Origin of the sequence: Xanthomonas floridensis (assembly GCF_001642575.1) — a bacterium.
Taxonomy (GTDB): domain Bacteria; phylum Pseudomonadota; class Gammaproteobacteria; order Xanthomonadales; family Xanthomonadaceae; genus Xanthomonas; species Xanthomonas floridensis.
The window spans coordinates 59,242-83,161 of record NZ_LXNG01000010.1; the positions used below are offsets into that span (position 1 = coordinate 59,242).

The following is a 23,920-nucleotide window of genomic DNA, read 5'->3' on the forward strand; positions in this document are numbered from 1 at the left end:
AACTCTCATGGGGTCAATCCAGCATGCCCGACAACAGCGGGACGAACGTGACCGGGGCCAGAACCTGTTGCTCGATCGCGCCGTCGGCAGCGCGGGTAAGTTGCACCAGCGACTGCGAAGACGCACCACCGACCGGGGCGACCAGCCGCCCGCCGACAGCGAGCTGATCGACCAGCGCGTCGACCAGCGCCGGCGCGGCGGCGGTCACCACGATCGCGTCGTAGGGACCATGTTCGGGCCAGCCGATGCGGCCGTCGTCGTGCTTGCTGCGCACATTCATGCCCAGGTGACGGAAGCGCTTGCGCGCCTGCCGCAGCAGATCGCCGATGCGCTCGACCGTATAGACCTCCAGCCCCAACGCGGCGAGGATCGCGCCCTGGTAGCCGGACCCGGTGCCCACTTCGAGCACCTTGGTCGGCGCCACCTGCAGCACCGCTTCGGTCATGCGCGCCACCACCCAGGGCTGGGAAATGGTCTGGCCATGGCCGATCGGCAGCGCGGTGTCTTCGTAGGCGCGCGAGGCCAGCGCTTCATCGATGAACAGATGCCGCGGCACGGTGCGCATCGCATTGAGCGTGGCTTCGTCCTGGATGCCCGCCTCGCGCAGGCGCTCGACCAGGCGATCGCGCACGCGTTGCGAGGTCATGCCGATCCCCACCGATTCCGGTTGCAGGCGCAGCCTGGGCGTCATGCCGGTCCATCCAGCGCGGCGGTCAGGCCGCCGACCCAGCCGGCCACGGTCTCCAGCGCCTGGTAGCGGGTCAGATCGACATGGATCGGGGTGATCGAAATCCGCCCGGTGCGTACGGCGTGGAAGTCCGTGCCGGCGCCGGCGTCCTGTTCGGGACCGGCCGGGCCGATCCAGTACACGGTGCGGCCGCGCGGGTCGCGCTGCGGAACGCACGGCTCGGAACGGTGGCGGTTACCGAGCCGGGTGACCTCGAAACCGAGCACATCTGACCAGGGCAGATCCGGCACGTTGACGTTGAGGATGGTGTCGGCCGGCAACGGGTCGGCCTTCAACCGCGCAACGATTTCCACGGCTGCGCGTGCGGCGGTTTCGTAGTTGTGCGCTTCGTGATTCAGCGTGACCAGCGACACCGCCACTGCAGGCAAGCCCAGGAAGCGGCCCTCCATCGCGGCGGAGACGGTGCCGGAATAGATCACGTCGTCGCCCAGGTTGGCGGAGTTGTTGATGCCGGAGACCACGATATCCGGGTCGTAATCCAGCATGCCGGTCAGCGCCAGATGCACGCAGTCGGTCGGCGTGCCGGCCACCGCGCAGGTCTGCGCGTCGATGCGGCGGGTGCGGATCGGCACATCCAGCGTCAGCGAATTGCTGGCGCCGGAGCGGTCGCGATCGGGCGCGACCACCATTACTTCATGACCGGCACCACGCAGTGCCTCGGCCAGGATCTGGATGCCGGGGGCGTCGACACCGTCGTCGTTGCTAACCAGTACGCGCATGGGACTCCTCGGAAAACCCGGCCATGATACCGGATGCGTCCACAGGCTTCGCGCTTGATCTTCGCGTGCGTCTGGGGTTGGAACGGGTACGCTGTACCCATGTCGCATCCCGAAGACGAAGACGACGGCGCGCTGTTTCGCGCCGCCATTGGCGCGGTCCAGCCGATCCGCGAGGTCGCGCCGCCGGCCAACGCCAAGCCGCGCCCGAAGCCGCGCGCGCGCATGGCCGAGCGCGACGATGCGCAGGCGCACACCGAATTTGCCCGCCTGCTGCGCGACAGCACGCCGCTGGAAGCCGGCGATATCGCCAGCTATCGGCGCGACACGCTGCCCCCCCGGCTGTTCCAGCGCCTCAAGCGCGGGCAGTTCTCGGTGCAGGACGAACTGGATCTGCATGGCGCCACCGCCGCCCAGGCCCAGGCCTTGCTGCGCCAGTTCTTGCTCGAGGCGCATGCGCACGAGCATGGCTGCGTGCGCATCATCCATGGCAAGGGCCTGCAATCGGACAATGGCGCGCCGGTGTTGAAGAACCTGATGGACCGCTTGCTGCGCCAGCGCAACGACGTGCTGGCGTTTCATTCCGCGCCGCCTACGCAAGGCGGGACCGGCGCGTTACTCGTCTTGCTGGCGCCCAGGTAGGTGACTTCAGGCAATCACGCTTGCTGGCACCCGGCAGCGTCGGCGACCTCGGGCGATTGCGCTGGCATGGGAGGCATGCACCTGATGCCAGGCGAGATGGCCTGCGGCCGAGGCTGGCGATGTGCGTGCGCGCTCATTGAAGGTGTCGCCAGTGCAGTGCCGCCGATACCTGGCGCAACAGCAGCCAGCGCACGAAAGCGCCGACCTGGCGTGCTACCGAAGCGTGCACCAGCCAACCACGTCGCGCGCAGGCATTGTCACGACGGCGCAGCAGATCACTCGGCAGTCGCGTAGACATTCATCCCCGACGCGATGCCCATAGGTTCATCACGATCCGCAGCGGCCTGCCGACAGTGGCATGACTCTCATCGGCAACTCCTCCATCAGCGATGCAAAGCGGACCCGCCTTGACAGCGACGCGATGGAGCAATGTGCCTGGTAATCCAACGCAGCCAAGCGCGGGCCGGCGGCCTGGCGAAGGCATCCCACGCCAAGGCAGCTGATCACAAGGTAGTCGCACCGAAGCTCATCCTCGACGCGATGCCTGTAGCTTCATTGCGATCCGCAGCGCCGTAGCGGGCGTGGCATTGGCCCACCTCAGCAGCCTGCTCTCTCAGCGACGGCCCAGCAACACTGCAACCCGCATGTAGCTCGACAGCGACGCGACGGAGCAAGACGATTAGAGTTACAGCGGGAAATAGGTGTGCGCCTGCCGCCTGGCGAACGGCGCCTTGCGTGCCGGTCAGTCGAGACAACGACTTGAACTTGACATGCGTGGAGCGCCCTGCACCAACGCCGCTGCATCAATCGTCGGAACGCGCAACGGCCGCAGCATGCCCGGCATCGGCAACCTCACCCAACTCCCACAGCACGGCGGTGGCATAGCAGCCAGGCGGCAGTGCAAATTTCACCCGCAAGGTCTGGCTGTCCTGCCAGGCGTAAGCGAGGTTCTGCGGACGCAAGCGCAGGGCGCGGCGTTCCTGCTTCAACCCTGCGGCCTCCAGGCCCTGCTTCAGCGCCTGCGATTGCGGATCCGCCAGCGCGCCCTGCTCCACTGCGGCCGCCAGATCGGTGGGGCGCAGCTCGCCAGCGCCCCACAACGGGCCGCTGGGATGGATGTCGAAGCGCGCCAGCCGCTCGGCCAGCACGTCGCTCCACGGCTCGGGACCGAACACGCTGCGCGAGCCATCCAGCATCCAGGCTTCACCCTCCAGCGCGCTGTCCCAACTGCCCTGCTGCACGCGTGCGGCCAGCACGCGATTGAACAGCGCCGAGCGCGCCGCCGAGAGCAGGATCGAGCGCTGGTCGTTGCGCAGTCGCCGTTTCGATGGCGGCGCCGGCGCCAGGCTGCCGTCGGCGTGCTGCACATGGCCGAACATCGCCAGCGCCGATGCCACGTTGCCGCCATCGCGGCCGAAGCGCTGTTCGCCGAACCAGTTGGGAATGCCGCGCGCAGCGATCGCCTGCAGGCGTTGCTCGATGGCGTCGCGCTCGCCCTGCACCTGGCGCAGCGTCAGCACGAAGCGGTTGCCCAGCAGTGCGCCGCGTTGCAGCTTGCGGTTGTGCCAGGTGTTGTCGATCACCTGCATCTGCGCGTCGTCGAGCGTGGCCAGATCCGGGGCCACGCGCTTGGGCAGGTGCACGCTGAAACGCTGCGTGGTGACTGCATGGCGATCCTTCAGGCCGGCGTAGCTCACCCCCATTTCGGCGATGCCCGCCCAACGCGCAAGCACCTTGGCGACATAGGCAGTGTTCTGGCCACGCTTGCGGATGGTGAGCAACAGATGCTCGCCTTCGCCGGAAGGCTCGAATGCCGGCAACTCATCCACCTGGAAGTCGTCGGGCGTGCTGCGCATTGCCGCGCCAAGGACCGCAGCGCCGTGTGCGCGTGGCAGGAGGGGAGTGTCGCTCATGATGTGCTTTGCCTTCGCGCCGACGCGGCGTGCGCTGTGTGCCGGAAGTTCGGCGTCGAATGTCGTGATGCGTGCCGGCGAGCCAGCATGCAGAAGTGCAGTTTAGAGCAGCCGGCAAGCCGGCTGCGGTGACCACCACACGGCCGCGACCGGCGCTGGATGCGACAGAAACCACTCATGCGATCGTTGCACCGGGTGCGCACCGCGCACGTCCAACTTAAAGCATGCTCGCCAGGTCTTGTTCGTCACGCTTGAACAGCGATCTTGCCCAGCAGCACCGCCGCCTGTGCGGCAATGCCTTCGCCGCGGCCGGTGAAGCCGAGCTTTTCGCTGGTGGTGGCCTTGACGCTGACCGCATCGAGTTCGATCGCCAGCAAGCCGGCAATACGTTCGCGCATCGCCAGCGCATGCGGGCCAACCTTGGGACGCTCGCAGATCACGGTGATATCGGCATTGCCGACCCGCCAACCGCGCTCACGCAGCAACTGATCGCAATGCTGCAGGAATTGCGCACTGTCGGCATCCTTCCAGCGCGCGTCGGACGGCGGAAAGTGCTGGCCGATATCGCCCAGCGCCAGCGCGCCCAGCATGGCATCGCACAACGCGTGCAACACCACGTCGCCGTCGCTGTGTGCGAGCACGCCGTGGCGATGCGCCACGCGCACGCCGCCGAGCATCACGTGGTCGCCGGGGCCGAACGCATGGACGTCGTAGCCTTGGCCGATGCGGAAATTGAAGGACATGCAGACCCTATGGTGATTGAGTGACGTCGTTGCCGTGCCCGGCAGCGACCGACTGGGCAGCGGCTTCGCGCGCGGTGGTCGGCACATCGGTGGCCTGCGCGGCTGACGACGCGGCATCGACCGCAACGCCGCGGCGCGCCAGTTCGAATTCAAACCGTGCCAGATCCGCGGAGGTGGTGACCTTGAAGTTGTCTTCGGCCCCTTCCACCAACAAGGGGCGCAATCCCAGCCGCTCCATCGCCATTGCCTCGTCGGTCACGTCCACTCCAGCGGCCGAGGCCTCGGTGAGGCCGCGGATCAGTTGATGCCGGCGAAACAACTGCGGAGTGAGCGCGCGCCATAGACGTTCGCGCGGCTCGGTGCCATCGATGCCGCCATCGTCGCCGGCACGCTTGAGCGTGTCACGCACCGGTGCCGCCAGAATGGCGCCCACCGGGTCGCCGCGGCCGATTTCCAGCAATCGGTCCAGATCGGCCAATGCCAGATTCGGGCGGGCCGCATCGTGCACCAGCACGAAATCGTCCGCACGTACGCTGTCGGGCAACGCCAGCAAGCCGGCCAGCACGGAGGCAGCGCGCGTCGCACCGCCGAGGCAGGTCAGCACCGGCTTGGACTGCACCGCCGTCCAGCCAGGCCAATCGACATCATCGGCAGCGATCGCCACCAGGATGCCGGCCACGGCCGGGTGTGCGGCCAGTGCCGCCAGGGTGTAGGCCATCAGCGGCTGCCCGGCCGCATGCAGGTATTGCTTCGGCGTGGGCCCACCAAAGCGGGTGCCGCGTCCGGCGGCAGGCACGATGGCCCAGATCGAGCCGGTCATGGGTGATCCACCGGATCGGCGGAGGCCGGGGCTTGCTGCGCAGGAGCCGCAACCTCAGCCGCTGCGGGCGACGGCAGCGGTGCATCCTCGACCACGCGATAGAACGTCTCGCCCGGCTTGATCATGCCCAGCTCGCTGCGCGCGCGTTCCTCAATTGCCGCCTCGCCATCCTTCAAATCCTTGACCTCTGCTGCCAACGCCTGGTTGCGTTGGCGCAGACCTTCGTTGTCCTGTGTCTGATGCGCGACCTGGGCTTCCAGCATCATGACTTCGCCGGAATTCCCAGGCCCGAACCAGAAGCGGTACTGCAGCCAAGCCAGCAGCACCGCCAGCACCAGCAGTAGCCAGCGCCAGTTGCGCACGGCTTATCGCTTGATCGAAACGAACGCGTCGCGGCCGGCGTAACGCGCGCCGGAGCCCAGTGCCTGCTCGATGCGCAGCAACTGGTTGTACTTGGCGACGCGGTCGCTGCGGCACAGCGAGCCGGTCTTGATCTGCGTGGCGGTGGTGGCCACGGCGATGTCGGCGATGGTGGTGTCTTCGGTTTCGCCGGAACGGTGCGAGACGATGGAAGCGTAGTTGGCCGCGTGCGCCATCGCAATGGCTTCCAGCGTTTCGGTCAGCGTGCCGATCTGGTTGACCTTGATCAGGATCGCATTGGCGGTGCCCGAGTCGATGCCCTGCTTGAAGATCTTCGGGTTGGTGACGAACAGATCGTCGCCCACCAGCTGCACCTTCTTGCCAACGCGGTCGGTCAGCAGTTTCCAGCCGGCCCAGTCGTCTTCGGCCAAGCCGTCTTCGATGCTGATGATCGGGTATTGCGCGACCCAATCGGCCAGGAAGTCGACGAACTGCTCGCTGGTCAGGCGCTTGTTCTCGCCGACCAGGTTGTACTTGCCGTTGTCGTAGAACTCGCTGGAGGCCACGTCCAGGCCCAGCAGGATGTCTTCACCGGCGGTGTAGCCGGCCTTGCCGATCGCCTCGAGAATGGTGTCCAGCGCTTCGACGTTGCTGCGGAAGTCCGGCGCAAAGCCGCCTTCGTCGCCCACCGCCGTGCTCAGGCCATGGCCCTTGAGCACCGACTTGAGCGAATGGAAGATTTCGGTGCCGGCGCGCAGCGCTTCGGAGAACGAGCTGCAGCCAACCGGCAGCACCATGAACTCCTGGAAGTCGACATTGTTATCGGCATGCGCACCACCGTTGATGATGTTCATCATCGGCACCGGCAGCGACACATCCGATTCGGTGATGGTGGACAGGTACTGCCACAACGGCTGCTTGCGCGAGGCGGCCACCGCATGCGCGGCGGCGAGCGAGACGCCCAGCAGCGCATTGGCGCCCAGGCGGCCCTTGTTCTCGGTGCCGTCCAGGTCGATCAGGCGACGGTCCAGGCCCTGCTGGTCGGCGGCGTCGAAGTCTTTCAGCGTCTCGGCGATGGTGCCGTTGACGTTGTCCACTGCGTGACGCACGCCCTTGCCCAGGTAACGGGTCTTGTCGCCATCGCGCAGTTCCACCGCTTCCTTGGTGCCGGTCGAGGCGCCCGAGGGGACGGCTGCACGACCGAACGAGCCGTCTGCCAGCGTGACTTCCGCCTCCAGCGTGGGATTGCCGCGGGAATCGAGGATTTCGCGGGCGAGGATCTTGGCGATAGTGGTCATAGGTCCGTTCGGTTACCAGTAAGGGGGGAAGTACACCGGAAACAAGCTGCCGGATTATCGCTGTACACCGCGCCATTGCCAAATCGCAGCGGCTCGATGCGTGCCTGGCCGGCAAGACTGTGCAACTAGGCCCTCAGGCCCAGCAGCGACATGCAAAACAGCAGTAACAAGAGCAGCAGCAGTCCCAAGCCCAAGGCGGCAGCGCCTGGCTGGCGACGCAGCGAGAGCGCCACCGGGCTGACGACAAGACCGGCCACGGTTACCAGCGCGCCTGCCAACAGCGTGACAAACATCGGAATGCGCGTCGCCTGCATCGCCTGATTGCCGTCGCCCGGCATGCCGATGCTGGCGGTCACCAGGAAAGCCATGACGGCCAGGCAGGCCCATGCAGCGAGCGACAGACCTAGCGTCATCCAGCCCCAGGGCCAGTGCCGCCAGTGCCGGCGTTGGCGACGCGATGCCGCCAACGCCGATGGCTCGGACCTCATGCGAAGCGCGCGAACCCGTGCTTCTTGGTCACTGCATCCAGCTCCATCAGCGTTTCCAGCAGCTCTTCCATGCGATCGAGCGGCCAGGCGTTGGGACCATCGGACAGCGCCTTGGACGGGTCTGGATGCGTCTCGGCGAACAGGCCGGAGATGCCCACGGCCACCGCCGCGCGCGCCAGCACCGGCACGAACTCGCGCTGGCCACCGGAGCTGCTGCCCTGACCGCCCGGCAACTGCACCGAATGGGTCGCGTCAAATACCACCGGGCAACCGGTGTCGCGCATCACGCTCAACGAGCGCATGTCGCTGACCAGATTGTTGTAGCCGAACGAGGCGCCACGCTCGCAGACCATGATCTGCTCGTTGCCGGTGGACTTGGCTTTTTCGACCACCGGCTTCATGTCCCACGGCGCCAGGAACTGGCCCTTCTTGATGTTCACCGGCTTGCCGGCGGCGCAGACGTTCTTGATGAAGTCGGTCTGGCGCACCAGAAAGGCCGGGGTCTGCAGCACATCGACCACCGCGGCCACTTCGTTCATCGGGGTGTATTCGTGCACATCGGTGAGCACCGGCACGCCGATCTGCTGCTTCACCGCAGCCAATACCTTCAGGCCTTCTTCCAGGCCGGGGCCACGAAAGCTGGTACCGGAGGTGCGGTTGGCCTTGTCGAAGCTCGACTTGAAGATGAAGTTGATCCCCAGCTTGCCGGTGATCTCCTTGAGCTTGCCAGCAACATCGAGCTGCAACTGCATCGACTCGATCACGCACGGGCCTGCAATCAGGAACAGCGGCTGGTCGAGGCCGACTTCAAAGTCACACAGTTTCATCAGTTCACCTAATTGAGTAAGCCCCGCTCCCGCCGGGAGAGGGGTTGGGGTGAGGGTACGGTTGCGGGGCGCCAGTAAAGCCAGATGGTCTGCCCTGGCTGGCGCGTGGCGACGCGTTCATCACAGCTGCCATCTTCCAGTGTGTTGCGGCGCCCCTCATCCGCCCCTGCGGGGCACCTTCTCCCGAGGGGAGAAGGGAGCTGCCGCGCTTTTTGATTTGAGCCCCTCTCCCACCGGGAGAGGGGTTGGGGTGAGGGTACGGTTGCGGGGCGCCAGTAAAGCCAGATGGTTTGCCCTGGCTGGCGCGTGGCGACGCGTTCATCACAGCTGCCATCTTCCAGCGTGTTGCGGCGCTCCATCATCCCCCCCCTACGGGGCACCTTCTCCCGACAGGAGAAGGAAGGCCTCACGCACGCGCTTCCTTCAACAACTTGCCGCCAGCCTTTTTCTCGCGCGCGGCACGCACAAAGCCGATAAACAGCGGATGCCCGTCGCGCGGCGTGGACAGGAACTCCGGATGCGCCTGGCAGGCCAGGAACCACGGATGCGCATCGCGCGGCAGTTCCACCACTTCCACCAGCGTGTCATCCATCGACTTGCCGGAAATCACCAAGCCGGCATCTTCCAGCTGGGTGCGGTAGCGGTTGTTGAACTCGTAGCGGTGACGGTGACGCTCGGCCACCACATCCTTGCCATAGACCTCGCGCGCCAGCGTGCCCGGCTTCAGCCGCTGCTCCTGCAGGCCCAGGCGCATGGTGCCGCCCAGGTCGGATTTTTCGTCGCGCTTTTCGACTTCGCCGGTGGCGGTGCGCCACTCGGTGATCAGACCAATCACCGGATGCGGCGACTGGCGGTCGTTTTCGGTGCTGTTGGCCGCGTCCAGCGCAGCCACGTGGCGGGCATAGTCCACCACTGCGGCCTGCATGCCGTAGCAGATGCCGAAGTACGGCACCTTGTGCTCACGCGCAAACCTGGAGGTCAGCACCTTGCCTTCGAAGCCGCGGTCGCCGAAGCCGCCCGGCACCAGGATGCCGTCGATGTCCTGCAAGGCCGCCATATCGCTGCCTTCCAGGTCCTGGGCTTCCAGCCACTTCAGGTTGACCTTGGTGCGCTGGCGCAGGCCGCCGTGGCGCAGCGCTTCGGCCACCGATTTGTAGGCGTCCTGGTGATCGACGTACTTGCCGACCACCGCAATGGTGACTTCATCCAGCGGGTGCTTGACCGCATCCACCACCGCCGCCCATTCGGACAGATCGGCCGCGGCAACCTTGTCGCGCAACTTGAACTGATCGATGACCAGCTCGTCCAGACCCTGGCGCAGCAGTTCCAGCGGCATGCCATACAGCACGTCGATGTCCGGGCAGCTGATCACCGCGCGCTCGGACACATTGGTGAACAGCGCGATCTTGCGACGCTCCGAATCCGGCACTGCCTGTTCGGAACGGCACAGCAGCACGTCCGGCTGGATACCGATCGAGCGCAATTCCTTCACCGAATGCTGGGTGGGCTTGGTCTTCAGCTCACCGGCCGCCGCGATATACGGCACCAAAGTGAGGTGCATGAACATGGCCTTCTCGGCGCCGCGCTCGGTACGCACCTGGCGGATCGCCTCCAGGAACGGCAGCGATTCGATGTCGCCGACAGTGCCGCCGATCTCGATCAGCGCCACGTCAAAGCCGGCCGTGGCCTCATCGATGCAACGGCGGATCTCGTCGGTGATATGCGGAATCACCTGCACGGTGGCGCCCAGGTAATCGCCGCGGCGCTCCTTGCGGATCACGTTCTCGTAGATCCGGCCGGTGGTCACCGAGTTCTTGCGCGACAGCCGCGTACGCACGTAGCGCTCGTAGTGGCCAAGGTCCAGGTCGGTTTCGGCACCGTCGTCGGTGACGTAGACCTCGCCATGCTGGAACGGGCTCATCGTGCCCGGGTCCACGTTGATGTACGGGTCCAGCTTCATCATCGTGACCTTCAGGCCACGCGCTTCAAGAATGGACGCAAGCGAAGCAGCGGCGATGCCCTTGCCTAGCGAGGACACTACACCGCCTGTTACGAAAATCAGGGGAGTCATGGGGCTCAAGGCCTCCCGGAAAGCCATAGTTTAACGGGTGACGGGCGAATGCCCAAGGGTTGCGTGATGACGAGGTCATCCCGCGCGGCAAAACTGGCTACAACCATCCGTAAATGCAGACGCCCCGGCCTGAGCCGGGGCGTCCATGGTGCGAGGTGCCGGTGAGCGAGGATCAGCGCGCCGGCTTTTCCTCTTCTTCTTCCTCGCGCGGCGCGCTGTCGGCCTTGGGCTTCTGCGCGGCAGCAGCGGCACGGCGCTCGGCCTTGCGCTCGGCTTCGGTCTTGGCCTTGGCGTCGTCGGCTTTTTGCGCGGTGGCGCCCTGCCCGGTCTGCTGCGGGGCGGCCTGGGCCAGCGCCGGCAATGCCGCCACAGCGGCCGCACCCAGGGTGAGCATCAGAATATGTTTGAACTTCATGGTGTCCTCCGGTTCGGTCACATCCTCAGGTGGGGACGTTCGGCTCCGAAACCAACGCCAGGGTAGCCAAGCCCACCCAGCCCTGCACTGAACGCCTGCCGCGTGCAAAAAGTCGCCCCAGCCCGCACACTTGCGCGTCGTTTCACGTGCCAACGAGATGCATGAACACCCGTTATAACGCCGCCGATATTGAAGTGCTGTCGGGCCTGGACCCGGTCAAACGCCGCCCGGGCATGTATACCGACACCGCGCGCCCGAACCATCTGGCGCAGGAAGTGATCGACAACTCCGTCGACGAGGCGCTGGCCGGCCACGCCAAGCAGGTCGAAGTCACTCTCTACAAGGATGGCAGCTGCGAGGTGTCCGACGACGGCCGCGGCATGCCAGTGGACATCCATCCGGAAGAGAAGATTCCGGGCGTGGAACTGATCCTGACCCGCCTGCATGCCGGCGGCAAGTTCAGCAACCGCAACTACACCTTCTCCGGCGGTCTGCACGGCGTGGGCGTGAGCGTGGTCAATGCGCTCTCGACCAAGGTCGAGCTGTTCATCAAGCGCGAAGGCAGCGAGCACCGGATGGAGTTCCGCGACGGCAACGCCGCCTCCAAGCTCGAAGTGGTCGGCACGGTGGGCAAGAAGAACACCGGCACGCGACTGCGCTTCTGGGCCGACCCAAAGTATTTCGACACGCCCAAGTTCAATGTGCGTGCGCTGCGCCACCTGCTGCGCGCCAAGGCGGTGTTGTGCCCCGGCCTGACCGTCAAGCTGCACGACGAAGCCACCGGCGAGCAGGACAGCTGGTATTTCGAGAACGGGCTGCGCGACTACCTGAAGGGCGAGATGGCCCAGCACGAGTTGCTGCCGGCCGAGCTGTTCGTGGGCAGCCTGAAGAAAGACACCGAGATCGTCGACTGGGCCGCAGCCTGGGTGCCCGAAGGCGAACTGGTGCAGGAAAGCTACGTCAACCTGATTCCGACCGCGCAGCACGGCACCCACGTCAACGGCCTGCGTTCGGGCCTGACCGATGCGTTGCGCGAGTTCTGCGACTTCCGCAACCTGCTGCCGCGCGGGGTCAAGCTGGCGCCGGAAGACGTATGGGACCGGGTCACCTTCGTGCTCAGCCTGAAGATGACCGACCCGCAGTTCTCCGGGCAGACCAAGGAGCGCTTGTCGTCGCGCCAGGCCGCCGGCTTCATCGAAGGCGCTGCGCACGATGCCTTCAGCCTGTACCTCAATCAAAACGTGGAGATCGGCGAGAAGATCGCGCAGATCGCCATCGACCGCGCCAGCGCGCGCCTGAAGACCGAAAAGCAGATCGTCCGCAAGAAGGTCACCCAGGGCCCGGCCCTGCCCGGCAAGCTGGCCGACTGCATCAGCCAGGACCTGTCGCGGACCGAGCTGTTCCTGGTGGAAGGCGATTCGGCCGGCGGTTCGGCCAAGCAGGCACGCGACAAGGACTTCCAGGCGATCCTGCCGCTGCGCGGCAAGATCCTCAACACCTGGGAAGTGGCGTCGGGCAGCGTGCTGGCCTCGGAGGAAGTGCATAACCTGGCGATCGCGATCGGCTGCGATCCGGGCAAGGACGACATCACCGGGCTGCGCTACGGCAAGGTGGTGATCCTGGCCGACGCCGACTCCGATGGCCTGCATATCGCCACGCTGCTGACCGCACTGTTCCTGCAGCACTTCCCCGCGCTGGTGGCCGCCGGCCACGTGTTCGTGGCGATGCCACCGCTGTTCCGCGTGGACGTGGGCAAGCAGGTGTTCTACGCGCTGGACGAAGAAGAAAAGACCACGCTGCTGGACAAGATTGCGCGCGAGAAGATGAAGGGCCAGATCAGCGTGACCCGCTTCAAGGGCCTGGGCGAAATGAATCCGCAGCAGCTGCGCGAGTCCACCATCCATCCGGATACGCGCCGGCTGGTGCAGCTGACCATCGACGATGGCGAGCAGACCCGTTCGTTGATGGACATGCTGCTGGCCAAGAAGCGCGCGGGCGACCGCAAGCAGTGGCTGGAAACCAAGGGCGATTTGGCGTCGCTGGAGGTTTGAATTCGCTGAAAATCTGAAAACACCAAACAGCGAAAGCTTCGCCCCCCATCGGGGCGAGAAGGCACTGCTTGTGCAGGTATCTTCGAGCGCCCGCGCTGCCAGCCCGAGCCGGGTGTGCGAAGCGGAACTTGGGGTGAGGGTGAAGCCGATGATTGACTCTGGTGGCGCGTGGCGACGCGCTTGCCATCGCAGGCAGTGATATCCCTCTGAGGCGCCCTCATCCGCCCCTGCGGGGCACCTCCTCCCCCATGAAGGAGGACACTGTCCCGATGGGAGAAGGGCGTGTTATCGATTGTCTTTGACGTCGATGCTTGTTTCAGCGGACTGCGCAAACCTCACCCCTTGAGTTAGACGGCTGCCTGCTGCGGCACATACTGGTCCAGGCCGGGCAAGGCACCTCGGTCAATGCGACACACATGCCTTTGTGCACATCCACCGAGCGCTGCCGCGGCCTAGCATCGGCACTCCCCTGCTCCGACGTCGATGCTCATGCCCTCCTTCCTCCGTGCCGGCTTGTTGACCTGCTTCCTGCTCAGCGGGGCCGCTCTGGCCGATACGCCAGATCAAGCCGATAAAAGCGAAGCAAAACGCGACGCCAACGCCGCTGCCGCCAAGCAGGCACCGTTGCCGGGCGATGTCAGCGTGCGTCAGAGCACGCGTGTGGCTGGCCGCACGCTGAGTTACACCGCCACCGTCGGCACCCTGCCGGTGCGCGATGCACAGGGCAAGACCACCGGCGAGGTGGTGTTCACCGCCTACACCGTCGACGGCAAGCAGCGCCCGGTGACCTTTGCATTGAATGGCGGCCCGGGCGCGGCATCGGTGTATCTGAATCTAGGTGCGATCGGGCCAAAGGTGGTGTCGTTCGGCGCCGAAGGCGACAGTGCCTCGGCACCGGCCGCGCTGCGCGACAACCCGGGCACCTGGCTGGATTTCACCGACATGGTGTTCATCGACCCGGTCGGCACCGGCTTCAGCCGTGCATTGATCGGCGGCGACGAAGCCAAGAAGCAGTTCTACAACCCGCAGGCGGATGTGGAATATCTCTCGCGCGTGATCTACGACTGGCTGCTCAATAACCGCCGCCTGCAGGCGCGCAAGTACCTGGTCGGCGAGAGCTATGGCGGCTTCCGCGGTCCGCGGATCACCCACTACCTGCAGACCCGGTTGGGCGTGGCGATGAACGGCGTGGTGCTGGTGTCGCCGTATCTCAACCCGACCCTGGACGACAACGGCGATGTCTCACCGCTGGCATGGATGCTGACGCTGCCCTCGATCGCCGCCGCGCACCTGGAGCGGCAGGGCCAGCTCAGCGATGCATCGATGCGCCAGGTGATCGACTACACGCGCAGCGACTACGCGGTGGCACTGATGAAAGGCCGCACCGACCCGCAGGCGCATGAGGCGATGCTGCAACAGGTCGCGCGCATGACCGGACTGGATCCGGCCTATGTGCGCCGCTCCGGCGGACGCCTGGAAACCCAGGCCTATCTGCGTGAGGTGTTCCGCGACAGGGGCGAGCTGGGCAGCCGTTACGATTCCAACGTGACCGCGTTCGACCCGTTCCCCAACGATCCGGCGCAACGCGCCAACGACCCACTGCTGGACAGCATCATCGCACCCACGACCACGGCAATGGTGGACTTCGTCACCCGCATCGTGGGCTGGAAGGTGGATGCCCGCTATCAGGCGCTCAATTACGAGGTCAACACGGCGTGGGACTGGGGCGACGAACTCCGCAAGGGCGCGGTGACGCAGTTGCGCCAGTCGGTTGCGATCGACCCCAGGCTGCGCGTGCTGATCGCGCACGGCTGGAACGACCTCTCCTGCCCGTTCATGGGCTCGGTGCTCACGGTGGACCAGATGCCGGCGATGGGCGACCCCGCACGCGTACAGGTGCGCGAGTATCCCGGCGGCCACATGTTCTACAACCGCACCGACAGCCAGGCCGCGTTCCGCAACGACGTCAAGGCGATGTACGAAGCGCGCTGAGCGCAGCCATCGCTGCCCTCACATGCGGCGTGTCGATGCATCCCCCAGCGACGCGCAAAGACGCAGCGAGCGGCGAAACCATCCGGCAGCGACATCATCTCGAAGCGCCGCGCATGCGTTGCTGCGGTCAGCCTGGAAGTGGCCAGCGCCGTCGCAACAAAGGCAGCCATCGCCGTCCGCACACGCGGATGGCGATGCATCGCCCTGCCGGCGCGAGCAAAGACTTAGCTGGCGGCGAGACCATCATGTCCAAGCGCCGCGCGCCTGCATGGCTACCGTCAAACTGGAAGTGGCAAGCACCGTCGCAAGCACAGCAACCAAGCAGACCTGGCAGCGCACCAGCTGTTACGAATCCCCAATCCCGACTCCCCAACCCCGAATCACAACGCCCCAGGCTCGCTAGCCTTCACGTTCCAGCCCAGCCATTGGTAGAGCTCGTAGCGCGCGATGCCCAGGTACTCGTGCAGGGCGACATCGGTCAGGGTGAAGTTGTAGCTCTGCGGCAGGATCGACCACGAGGCGATCAGCCAGTCGGCGCGCACCGGCACCGCGTCGATGCCGAAGTGGCGGAAGTACAGTTCGGCGCGGCGCAGATGCGTGGCCGACGACACCAGCACGATGCGATCGGGCCGATGCGCGCGCAGCAGCGGTTGGCTGAACTGCGCGTTCTGCCAGGTGTTCATGCTGGACGGTTCCATGATCAGGTCCGCACGGTCGATACCCAGCCCGATCAGCACGCGCTGGTAGACCACTGCTTCGGACAGGCCCAGGCCGCGCGCATCGCCGCCACTGATCTCGATCTTGCAGTCGCCGCCGCCGCGATGGCACTGCTGGTACAGCCGTGCCGCCTCGACGATACGGCCGTACGCAAACAGATTGGCCTCGGCCACCGCATCCCTGCCCTCCGGGCGCACGGTGCCCGCGCCGAGCAGCACGATGACGTTGCGCGCACCCCATGCATTGAAATCGTTGACCCCGGTGCGCTGCAGGTGCTGCAACATCCACGACGGCAGCGGTCCGCACCCCACCGCCAGCACCAGTGCCAGCGTGAGCGCGCCCAGCGTGCGCGAAAACCGCCGCAGTCCGCGGCGGTCGATCAACCAGGCAAGCCCGAACAACACGCACACCAATGCCAGCATCATCGAAGAAGGGTCTCGCTCAGGGCGCGCCGGCGATCGCGCTGCACGCGGACGGCCGGCGCCAATGGCACTGCATCGTGATCACGGTACATGACCGCACCGCGACACCACTCATGTCCAGCCAAACAACTCGAAGGCGCGCAAGATCAGGTACGCCACGCCGCCGGCAGCGGGAATGGTGAGGATCCATGCCCAGACGATGCGCTCGATCACGCCCAGGCGCAGCGAGCGCGGGTTCTTGGCAAAGCCCACGCCCATGATGGCGGTGGAAATGCTGTGGGTGGTGGACACCGGCATGCCGAAATGCGCGGCCATGGTCAGGACCGTCGCCGAGCTGGTTTCGGCGGCAAAGCCATGGATTGGATGCAGCTTGACCATCTTGTGGCCGAGCGTCTTGATGATCTTCCAGCCGCCCGACGCGGTACCGGCCGCCATCACCACCGCGCAGGTCAGCACGATCCACATCGGGATGCCGTCGCCGGCCGCCAGCCCGGTGCCCGGATGCAGGAACGCCAGCCAGCTGGGCAGGTTGTCCAGCGCGCCAGCCGACTGCGCGCCGATCAGGGTCATGGCGATGATGCCCATGGTCTTCTGCGCATCGTTATGGCCGTGGGCGTAACCCATGTACGCGGCCGAGGCGATCTGCGCCTTGCCGAAGAACGCATTGACCCAGCGCGGCCTTGCCAGCCGCCCGATCGGGCCGCCCAGCCTGGACATGCCGGCGATGATCGCCCACAGCAGCACCATCACCACGATGCCGAGCAGGAAACCGGCGATCGGCGAGGTGATCATCGGCACGAACACCTTCCACAACAGGCCCTTGTTCTTGGCCCAGTTGCCGATGTTCTCCGACCAGATCAAGGCGTCCCAGTTGTTGTGCGCGGCGGCCAGGCCGGCGCCGCACAGGCCGCCGATCAGCGCATGCGAGGACGACGACGGCAGGCCCTTCCACCAGGTGATCAGGTTCCAGATGATGCCGCCCAGCAGCGCGCACAGGATCACCTGCGGGGTGACGTCCACCACATTGGTGTTGAGCAGGCCCGAAGCGATGGTCAGCGCCACTGCGGTACCGGTGAGGGCGCCGATCAGGTTCATGCCGGCCGCCAGCATCACCGCCCAGCCCGGCGAGAGCACCTTGGTGGCGACGACGGTGGCGATGGAGTTGGCGGTGTCGTGGAAGCCGTTGATGAACTCGAACACCAACGCCGCCAGGATCACCACCAGAACAAGGGTAAGCACGCGGCGGCCTCAGCTGTTCTTCAACACGATCTGGTACACCACCACCCCCGCCTCGCGGCAACGGTCGATGGCTTTTTCCAGGATCTCGAAGAACTCCTTGAGCAGGAACATCTGCAGCGTGTCCAGGCGGCCGGAATAGATGTCGCGGTACAGCTCCAGCATCAGGCGGTCGGCCTCGTTCTCGAGCATGCGCAGCTTGTCGTTGAGCGCGGTCATGCGATCGATGTTCATGCGCGGCAGGTCGTCGACCATTTCCACCACCACCGCGGCCGCCTGTTCCAGCATCGCTGCGCGCGGGGCGAAGTCGATGTGTTCCAGGTGCTTGGTCGCCAGTGAATAGCGGTCGGCGAATTTCTCCACCTGCTTGGGGATCTTGTACAACGCCGAGCCCAGCGCCTCGATGTCTTCGCGCTCGATCGGGGTCATGAAGCTGTCCACCAGGGCCTGGCCGATCTTGTCGGAGGCCGCGCGTTCGCGCAGGCGGGCGAGCTTGAAGGCGTCCAGCGCGGGCTGCCGATCGGACTCGCGCATCATGGCGTGCAAGGCCTTGGTGCTGTCGTAGGCGGCCTGCGCCGCTTCGTTCAGGAGCGAATAGAACTGCTTGCCGGAACCGAAGATGGTCTGCAACGAGAACATGGGTGGAGAACTTCCTGCCGTCGAGGGAGGACGGCACCAAGGGCGAATTATGACCGTTCCATGACCTGTCTGGGTATATCGGTGCCGCCGACGGCCTTCACACCGGCATTTCCCGGCTCGAACCACCCTGTGGTTTGCTACCATGCCCCCGCGCCTTCGGGTGCACCCTATGGAAGACGACCCTAATCCCCCCGCTTGCCGCCCCGCCTCCGTGCGCGCCGGCCATCGCAGTGCAACCCCGCCCTCCCCTTCATTGACCGGGGACCGTGCCCGTGGTTGAGTTTCTGATCGTCATCGCCCTGATTGTGTTGAACGGCTTCTTCGCCATGTCGGAGATGTCGTTGATGACCTCGCGCAAGAGCCGCCTGAAGCAGATGGCCGGCTCCAGCAAGCGTGCCGCGCGGGCGCTGGCGCTGGCCGAAAGTCCGGAAAACTTCCTGTCCACGGTCCAGATCGGCATCACCCTGATCGGCATCCTGACCGGCGTGTTCGGTGGCGAGGCGATTGGCGAGGCCATCAGCAACTGGCTGCAGGGGCTGTTCCCCGCGTTGTCGGCCACCTTCGAGCTGGTCGGCAAGCCGCGTCCGTATTCGGTGGTGATCGGCAGCACCCTGGCGGTGGCGCTGATCACCTTCCTGACGCTGATCTTCGGCGAGCTGGTCCCCAAGCGGCTGGCGCTGCGCAATTCCGAGGACATCGCAGGCGTCGTTGCGGTGCCGATGGCCTGGCTGGCCAAGATTGCCGCGCCCGGGGTGTGGGTGCTGGCGCGTTCCACCCGGCTGGTGCTGCGCGTGCTGGGCATGGGCAAGGACGAATCGGCCTCGGTGACCGAAGAAGAGATCCGCATGCTGGTGGCCGAAAGCCACGAGGCCGGGGTGATCGACGCGCACGAGCGCGACATGATGAACCGCGTGATGCGGCTGGGCGACCGCACCGCCGACAGCCTGATGACGCCGCGTAACCGCATCGCCTGGCTGGACGCCAATGCCGAGCCGGAACGCAACCTGGCGGTCATGCGCGAACACGAATTCTCGCGCTATCCGGTGTATCGCGGCAGCGACCAGGACATCGCCGGCGTGCTGGAAGTCAAATCGCTGGTCACGCGTCTGGATGGGCACGGCGCGCACCTGTTCCAGGCGCTGCGCGACACGTTGTTCGTGTCCGAATCCACGCATGCGATGAAGCTGCTGGAGATTTTCCGCGAAGAACAGCAGTCGATGGCGCTGGTGGTGGACGAATACGGCGAGATCCGCGGCCTGGTGACCATCAGCGACCTGATGGGCGCGGTGGTCGGGCGTCTGCAGGCAGTGGAAAACACCGACGAGGACGCGTTGGTGGTCACGCGCGCCGATGGGTCGCTGCTGATCGACGGCTCGCTGCCGGTGGAAGAACTGCGCGAAGTGCTGGGCGCCGAATTGCCGGACGCCGAAGATGGCGATTACCACACGCTGGCCGGGCTTTGCATTTACTACTTCGGGCGTATTCCGCAGGCCGGCGAGTTCTTCGACTGGGCCGGCTGGCGCATCGAGATCGTGGACCTGGACGGCGCGCGCGTGGACAAGCTGTTGCTGAGCCGGATCGGCGACGAGGACAGCGATGACATCGTCGGCTGAGGGTGGGCCGCCGCCCGGGGACGCGGACGAGGACCAGATGCGCTATCGCAACGAAGGCATCCGCAGCCTGCTGGCGGCCTTCAGCGATGGCGACCCGGAGCAGGTGCTGCGCGTGCGCGAGATTTTGGCGGACCTGCAACAGAGCGCGTTCGGCGTGTTCCTGTTTTTGGCGATCCTGCCCTCGTTCATTCCGATTCCCGGCGTGGCCGGCGGCATCAGCGGCCCGCTGACCGTGTTGATCGGGCTGCAGATGATGTGCTGCCTGCGCAAACCGTGGGTGCCGGGCTTCATTGGCGAACGCGGGCCGCGGCGGCGTACCAGCCAGCGCTTCGTAGCCAAGCTTGCGCCCACCTTGCGGCGGCTGGACCGCCTGCTCAAGCCACGCCTGCATGGGCTGCTGGATCGCCTGCCAGCGCAGGTGTTTACCGGGTTGCTGCTGGTGTTGGTCGGCATCCTGCTGACGTTGCCGATTCCGTTCACCAACTACCTCTTCGGGCTGATCCTGCTGTTGTTCGCGTTGGCCTTGCTGGAACGCGACGGCGCGCTGCTGTTGGTCGGCTGGGCGGCGACATTGATCTCGGTGGCCGTGTTCGGCGTGACCTCGGATCAGCTGGTGGACCTGATTCGCGGCTGGTGGCCGGTGGCCTGGCGATAAGGCCGGAGGGGGCGCGTGGTTGTAGCGTCCTTGCCTGCGCGTCTTTCGGCGCCGCGCGTGTCTGGGTTACCCGGTGCTGAGCGGTACGCAGGGGATAGTGTTGGCGTGACGTTGCAGCGGGTTTCGCTGGCCTTGAAGCGTAGGCAATGCGTAGTTTGTAGCAGCTCCGCACCCTCACCCCACTCCCTCTCCCGAGGGGAGAGGGGCTGATCCCTCCGGCGTAGGGGCTCATGCGCTATGCGGCACTAGCAGCCGATTCTGCATTCATCAGTGGTGGCCGACTGGGCTTTACTTCAGATCGACCACTCGGTTGTCGGACAGGTTGCCGGGGTCGTCGGTGACGGCGGTCATGACGAAATACAGCGCCTTGCCGAGCAGGCCGCTTGGGCCGTCCCAGTATTCGGCCGATTCGGCGCGTACATGGATCAGGCGCAAGCTTGGATCGTCCTTGCCACCGGGGAAAAACACCTTCATCGCCGGCGACCACAGTTCCTCGATCCTGGCGCGGTCGTGCACCACCTGCGCAGTGCCGGCCACCGACACATAGGTGTTCTTCGATGCCGAGGCGTAGGCCACGTTGACGCGCGGATCGGCGGCGATTTCTGCCACCTTCGGGCTGTCGGCGGCGGTCGCGAACCACAGGTCGCCGTCGAACTCGACTTCCTGCGTGCCCAGCGGGCGGCTCACCAGCTTGCCGTCGGCCGAGACGGTGGTGAACATGGCGATGTCCACCCCGCGGATCAATTCGGCCAGCTGCTTGATGCTCTCGCTGCGTTCGTGAAGTTGCATGCGTGCCTTCCTAATGGATGTGCACGCATCTGAGCGGATTGCCGCGCAAAGCGACGTGAATCACGCAGTGGTCACGTCCAGCTCGCGCACCGCAGCGGCAGCAATTTCGAACGAGCGCAAACGTGCGCTGTGCTCGTAGATGTTGGCGGTGAACAGCAACTCATCGGGCGCGTGCCGCTCGATGAAGGCCGCCACGCCCTGCGCCACCTGCTCGGCGTCGCCCAGCACCGTGCACGCAAGTGCGCGCTCCACTCCGGCGCGCTCGTGTGGCTGCCAGAAACTGTCGATGTCGTCGATCGGCGCTGGAATCTTGCCCGGCTTGCCGCGCCGCAAATTGACGAAGCTCTGCTGCTGGGTGGTGAACAGCCGGCGTGCCTGCGCCTGTGTTTCGGCGGCTACCACGTTCAAGGCCAGCATGACGTGCGGCTTGGTCAACTGCGCGGACGGACGGAATTCGCGGCGATAGATCGCCACCGCTTCATCCATCGCATCGGGCGCGAAATGCGAGGCGAAGGCAAACGACAGGCCCATGGCCGCCGCCAGCCGTGCACTGAACAGGCTCGAACCCAGCAGCCACACCGGCACGTTGAGGCCGGCACCGGGGACGGCCTGCACCAGCTGCCCCGGCACGGCCGGCGCAAAGTAGCGCAGCAATTCGGCCACGTCCTGCGGGAACTGGTCGGCGCTGTCGAAATAACGACGCAGCGCGCGTGCGGTGGGCTGGTCGGTGCCGGGCGCACGCCCCAGGCCCAGGTCGATGCGCTGGGGATACAGCGAGGCCAGCGTGCCGAACTGTTCGGCCACCTGCAGCGGTGCGTGGTTGGGCAGCATGATGCCGCCGGCACCAACGCGAATGGTCCTGGTGCCGCCGGCCACGTGGCCGATCAGCACCGCGGTGGCGGCGCTGGCGATACCCGGCATGTTGTGGTGTTCGGCCAGCCAGTAGCGCTGGTAGCCCCAACGCTCGGCGTGCTGCGCCAGATCCAGCATGTTGGCAAAGGCGTGGGTGGTGTCGCTGCCTTCGCAGACCGGCGCCAGATCGAGCACGGAAATGGGGGTCATGGAATGACTCCGGATCAAAGATGATGTGCCAGAGATGGGGCTGACCGGCGGCTTTGCCAGTCGCCTTGCCGCGACCGCTCGGGATTACAGCATTCCAGCAATCAAACAGCGGGGCGGCCAGCCAGCGGCCTCGGCCGGGCACCGATGGAAGTCGAACACGCCAATGCCCCTTGCTGCCGGCCAGTACGCACGTAGAGACGAACGCGCTGAGCGCCCAACGAAGCACCTGGCAAGGCGGCGAGCGGCCGCTGGCTATGATGGCGTTCACCTGGCTGCAAGGTACGACCATGGCTCCCCCCGCTGCATCCGCGCGCAGTGCCGACGTTGCACAGATTGCCGCGCGTATCGATCGTCTGCCCGCCAGCGCCACCTTGTGGCGGCTGGTCGGCCTGCTGGCGCTGGGCGGCTTCTTCGAGTTGTACGACCTGTTCCAGACCGCCTACATCAGCCCGGGCTTGATCGCCGACGGCATCTTTGCCCAGGGCAGCGATGGCGCATTCGGCATGTCCGATCAGGCTGCATTTGCCGCAGCCACTTTTCTGGGGCTGTTCGTGGGCGCCGCACTCCTGAGCCCGTTCGCCGACCGCTTCGGTCGACGCCTGGTGTTCACCTTCGCCCTGGTCTGGTACACCGCGGCCACCGTGGCGATGGGGCTGCAGAGCACGGCCACCGGCGTGATCGTGCTGCGCTTCGTGGTCGGCATCGGGTTGGGCATCGAGCTGGTGACCATCGACACCTATCTGTCTGAACTGGTGCCTCGGCATATGCGCGGCGCGGCGTTCGCATTTGCGTTCTTCGTGCAGTTCCTGGCGGTGCCGGCGGTGGCGCTGAGTGCGTGGCTGCTGGTGCCGCACGCGCCCCTTGGCGTCAGCGGCTGGCGCTGGGTGGTGCTGCTGAGCGGCGTGTTCGCACTGGCGATCTGGTGGCTGCGCAGCCGCCTGCCGGAATCGGCCCGCTGGCTTGCCACCCAGGGCCGTTACGCGGAGGCCGATGCGGTGCTGGCGCAACTGGAGGCACGCTGCGAGCGTGATCTGGGTGCGTCATTGCCGAAGCCGCAGGCGCCCGACGCGCTGCCCCCCGCCCAGGCGCAGGTGTCGCTGCTATGGCGCGCGCCTTACCGCGGGCGTATCGGCATGCTGGTGGTATTCCATGTCTTTCAGGCGATCGGCTTCTTCGGCTTCGGCAACTGGCTGCCGGCCCTGATCGCCGCGCAGGGCACCGGGGTGACCAAGAGCCTGGCCTATGCGTTTGCGATCTCGCTGGCCTACCCGCTGGCGCCACTGCTGCTACTGCGCTTTGCGCAGCGCTGGGAAAACAAATGGCAGATCACCGCATCGGCGCTGGGCGCGGTGCTGTTCGGCGTGCTGTTTTCGCTGCAGCACCAGGCCGCCGGCATGGTGGCGTGCGGCGCGATGATCGCGTTCTGCAATGCCTGGATGAGCTTTGCCTACCATGGCTACCAGGCCGAGCTGTTTCCCACCGGGCTGCGCGCGCGGGCAGTAGGGTTCTGCTACTCGTTCAGCCGCTTGTCGACAGCGGTGAGCAGTGTGCTGATCGGCTGGCTGCTCACCCAGGTCGGCAGCCACGGCGTGCTGAGCTTCATCGTGATCAGCATGTCGATCGTGGCGAGCGTGATCGCGGTGTTCGGGCCGCGGACACGCAATCGCGCGCTGGAAGAGATCGCCGGCTGACCGCTGTCTGGG

The 23,920-nt window shown here is 65.8% G+C and carries 22 protein-coding genes; 6 read left to right on the forward strand and 16 right to left on the reverse strand.

The window, feature by feature from the left end; translation table 11 throughout:
• Positions 1-13 precede the first annotated feature (13 nt).
• Positions 14-691 (reverse strand): protein-L-isoaspartate(D-aspartate) O-methyltransferase, encoded by a 678-nt coding sequence (locus A7D17_RS06475; protein ID WP_010365684.1) that lies wholly within the window; start codon positions 689-691, stop codon positions 14-16.
• Positions 688-1,467, reverse strand: coding sequence for a 5'/3'-nucleotidase SurE (surE, locus tag A7D17_RS06480; RefSeq protein ID WP_064508349.1), 780 nt, complete (start codon positions 1,465-1,467; stop codon positions 688-690). Before surE ends, A7D17_RS06475 begins: the two co-directional genes overlap by 4 nt.
• Before the next feature lie 99 nt (positions 1,468-1,566).
• Between surE and A7D17_RS06485 the strand changes: the two genes are divergently transcribed.
• On the forward strand, positions 1,567-2,106 hold the full coding sequence (locus A7D17_RS06485; protein ID WP_064508350.1) for a Smr/MutS family protein: 540 nt from the start codon (positions 1,567-1,569) through the stop codon (positions 2,104-2,106).
• Between the two features lie 803 nt (positions 2,107-2,909).
• Here the strand turns inward: A7D17_RS06485 and truD are convergent.
• The 9 genes from truD to A7D17_RS06530 all read right to left on the reverse strand — a co-directional run bounded on the left by truD (position 2,910) and on the right by A7D17_RS06530 (position 11,041).
• A complete protein-coding gene (gene truD, locus A7D17_RS06490) occupies positions 2,910-4,019 on the reverse strand; it encodes a tRNA pseudouridine(13) synthase TruD (protein ID WP_064508351.1) in 1,110 nt (369 codons plus the stop codon).
• 245 nt (positions 4,020-4,264) lie between these two features.
• Positions 4,265-4,762, reverse strand: a complete 498-nt coding sequence (gene ispF / locus A7D17_RS06495) for a 2-C-methyl-D-erythritol 2,4-cyclodiphosphate synthase (RefSeq protein WP_064508352.1) — start codon at positions 4,760-4,762, stop codon at positions 4,265-4,267.
• 7 nt (positions 4,763-4,769) lie between these two features.
• A complete protein-coding gene (gene ispD, locus A7D17_RS06500) occupies positions 4,770-5,582 on the reverse strand; it encodes a 2-C-methyl-D-erythritol 4-phosphate cytidylyltransferase (protein ID WP_064508353.1) in 813 nt (270 codons plus the stop codon).
• Positions 5,579-5,944 carry a cell division protein FtsB gene (ftsB, locus tag A7D17_RS06505; RefSeq protein WP_029219573.1) on the reverse strand — a complete coding sequence of 122 codons (366 nt, stop codon included), beginning with the start codon at positions 5,942-5,944 and terminating at the stop codon, positions 5,579-5,581. Before ftsB ends, ispD begins: the two co-directional genes overlap by 4 nt.
• Positions 5,945-5,947: 3 nt before the next feature.
• Entirely contained in the window at positions 5,948-7,240 is a 1,293-nt protein-coding gene (gene eno / locus A7D17_RS06510; RefSeq protein WP_064508354.1) for a phosphopyruvate hydratase, read from the reverse strand.
• Positions 7,241-7,365: 125 nt separating this feature from the next.
• Positions 7,366-7,596, reverse strand: a complete 231-nt coding sequence (locus A7D17_RS25085; RefSeq protein ID WP_323209450.1) for a hypothetical protein — start codon at positions 7,594-7,596, stop codon at positions 7,366-7,368.
• Positions 7,597-7,724: 128 nt separating this feature from the next.
• Positions 7,725-8,555 (reverse strand): 3-deoxy-8-phosphooctulonate synthase, encoded by an 831-nt coding sequence (gene kdsA, locus A7D17_RS06520; protein ID WP_064508356.1) that lies wholly within the window; start codon positions 8,553-8,555, stop codon positions 7,725-7,727.
• Positions 8,556-8,961: 406 nt separating this feature from the next.
• Positions 8,962-10,626, reverse strand: a complete 1,665-nt coding sequence (pyrG, locus tag A7D17_RS06525) for a CTP synthase (protein ID WP_064508357.1) — start codon at positions 10,624-10,626, stop codon at positions 8,962-8,964.
• Positions 10,627-10,798: 172 nt separating this feature from the next.
• Entirely contained in the window at positions 10,799-11,041 is a 243-nt protein-coding gene (locus A7D17_RS06530) for a hypothetical protein (protein ID WP_064508406.1), read from the reverse strand.
• A 161-nt stretch (positions 11,042-11,202) separates the two neighbouring features.
• On the opposite strand from A7D17_RS06530, the gene parE reads away from it, so the two are divergent.
• Complete coding sequence (gene parE, locus A7D17_RS06535) at positions 11,203-13,092, forward strand: DNA topoisomerase IV subunit B (RefSeq protein ID WP_064508358.1); 1,890 nt, start codon at positions 11,203-11,205, stop codon at positions 13,090-13,092.
• 489 nt (positions 13,093-13,581) lie between these two features.
• Positions 13,582-15,084 (forward strand): S10 family peptidase, encoded by a 1,503-nt coding sequence (locus A7D17_RS06540; protein ID WP_064508359.1) that lies wholly within the window; start codon positions 13,582-13,584, stop codon positions 15,082-15,084.
• 380 nt (positions 15,085-15,464) lie between these two features.
• Here A7D17_RS06540 and A7D17_RS06545 read toward each other — a convergent pair whose 3' ends face one another.
• From A7D17_RS06545 to A7D17_RS06555, 3 genes are all read right to left on the reverse strand, one after another.
• Positions 15,465-16,226, reverse strand: coding sequence for a YdcF family protein (locus A7D17_RS06545; RefSeq protein WP_064508360.1), 762 nt, complete (start codon positions 16,224-16,226; stop codon positions 15,465-15,467).
• 108 nt (positions 16,227-16,334) lie between these two features.
• Positions 16,335-17,462 carry an inorganic phosphate transporter gene (locus A7D17_RS06550; RefSeq protein WP_064508361.1) on the reverse strand — a complete coding sequence of 376 codons (1,128 nt, stop codon included), beginning with the start codon at positions 17,460-17,462 and terminating at the stop codon, positions 16,335-16,337.
• Between the two features lie 9 nt (positions 17,463-17,471).
• On the reverse strand, positions 17,472-18,098 hold the full coding sequence (locus A7D17_RS06555) for a DUF47 domain-containing protein (protein ID WP_029219564.1): 627 nt from the start codon (positions 18,096-18,098) through the stop codon (positions 17,472-17,474).
• A 272-nt stretch (positions 18,099-18,370) separates the two neighbouring features.
• Here A7D17_RS06555 and A7D17_RS06560 point away from each other — a divergent pair, with 272 nt between their 5' ends.
• Together A7D17_RS06560 and A7D17_RS06565 are read left to right on the forward strand one after the other, a co-directional pair.
• On the forward strand, positions 18,371-19,711 hold the full coding sequence (locus A7D17_RS06560; protein WP_064508362.1) for a hemolysin family protein: 1,341 nt from the start codon (positions 18,371-18,373) through the stop codon (positions 19,709-19,711).
• Positions 19,695-20,366, forward strand: a complete 672-nt coding sequence (locus tag A7D17_RS06565; RefSeq protein WP_064508363.1) for an exopolysaccharide biosynthesis protein — start codon at positions 19,695-19,697, stop codon at positions 20,364-20,366. The genes A7D17_RS06560 and A7D17_RS06565 overlap by 17 nt, the downstream gene beginning before the upstream one ends.
• 288 nt (positions 20,367-20,654) lie before the next feature.
• Here the strand turns inward: A7D17_RS06565 and A7D17_RS06570 are convergent, their stop codons facing one another.
• Both A7D17_RS06570 and A7D17_RS06575 read right to left on the reverse strand, forming a co-directional pair.
• Positions 20,655-21,155 carry a pyridoxamine 5'-phosphate oxidase family protein gene (locus A7D17_RS06570; protein WP_064508364.1) on the reverse strand — a complete coding sequence of 167 codons (501 nt, stop codon included), beginning with the start codon at positions 21,153-21,155 and terminating at the stop codon, positions 20,655-20,657.
• 60 nt (positions 21,156-21,215) lie between these two features.
• Positions 21,216-22,217 (reverse strand): LLM class flavin-dependent oxidoreductase, encoded by a 1,002-nt coding sequence (locus A7D17_RS06575; RefSeq protein ID WP_064508365.1) that lies wholly within the window; start codon positions 22,215-22,217, stop codon positions 21,216-21,218.
• Positions 22,218-22,504: 287 nt separating this feature from the next.
• Here A7D17_RS06575 and A7D17_RS06580 point away from each other — a divergent pair, with 287 nt between their 5' ends.
• A complete protein-coding gene (locus A7D17_RS06580) occupies positions 22,505-23,908 on the forward strand; it encodes an MFS transporter (RefSeq protein ID WP_064508407.1) in 1,404 nt (467 codons plus the stop codon).
• Positions 23,909-23,920 lie beyond the last annotated feature (12 nt).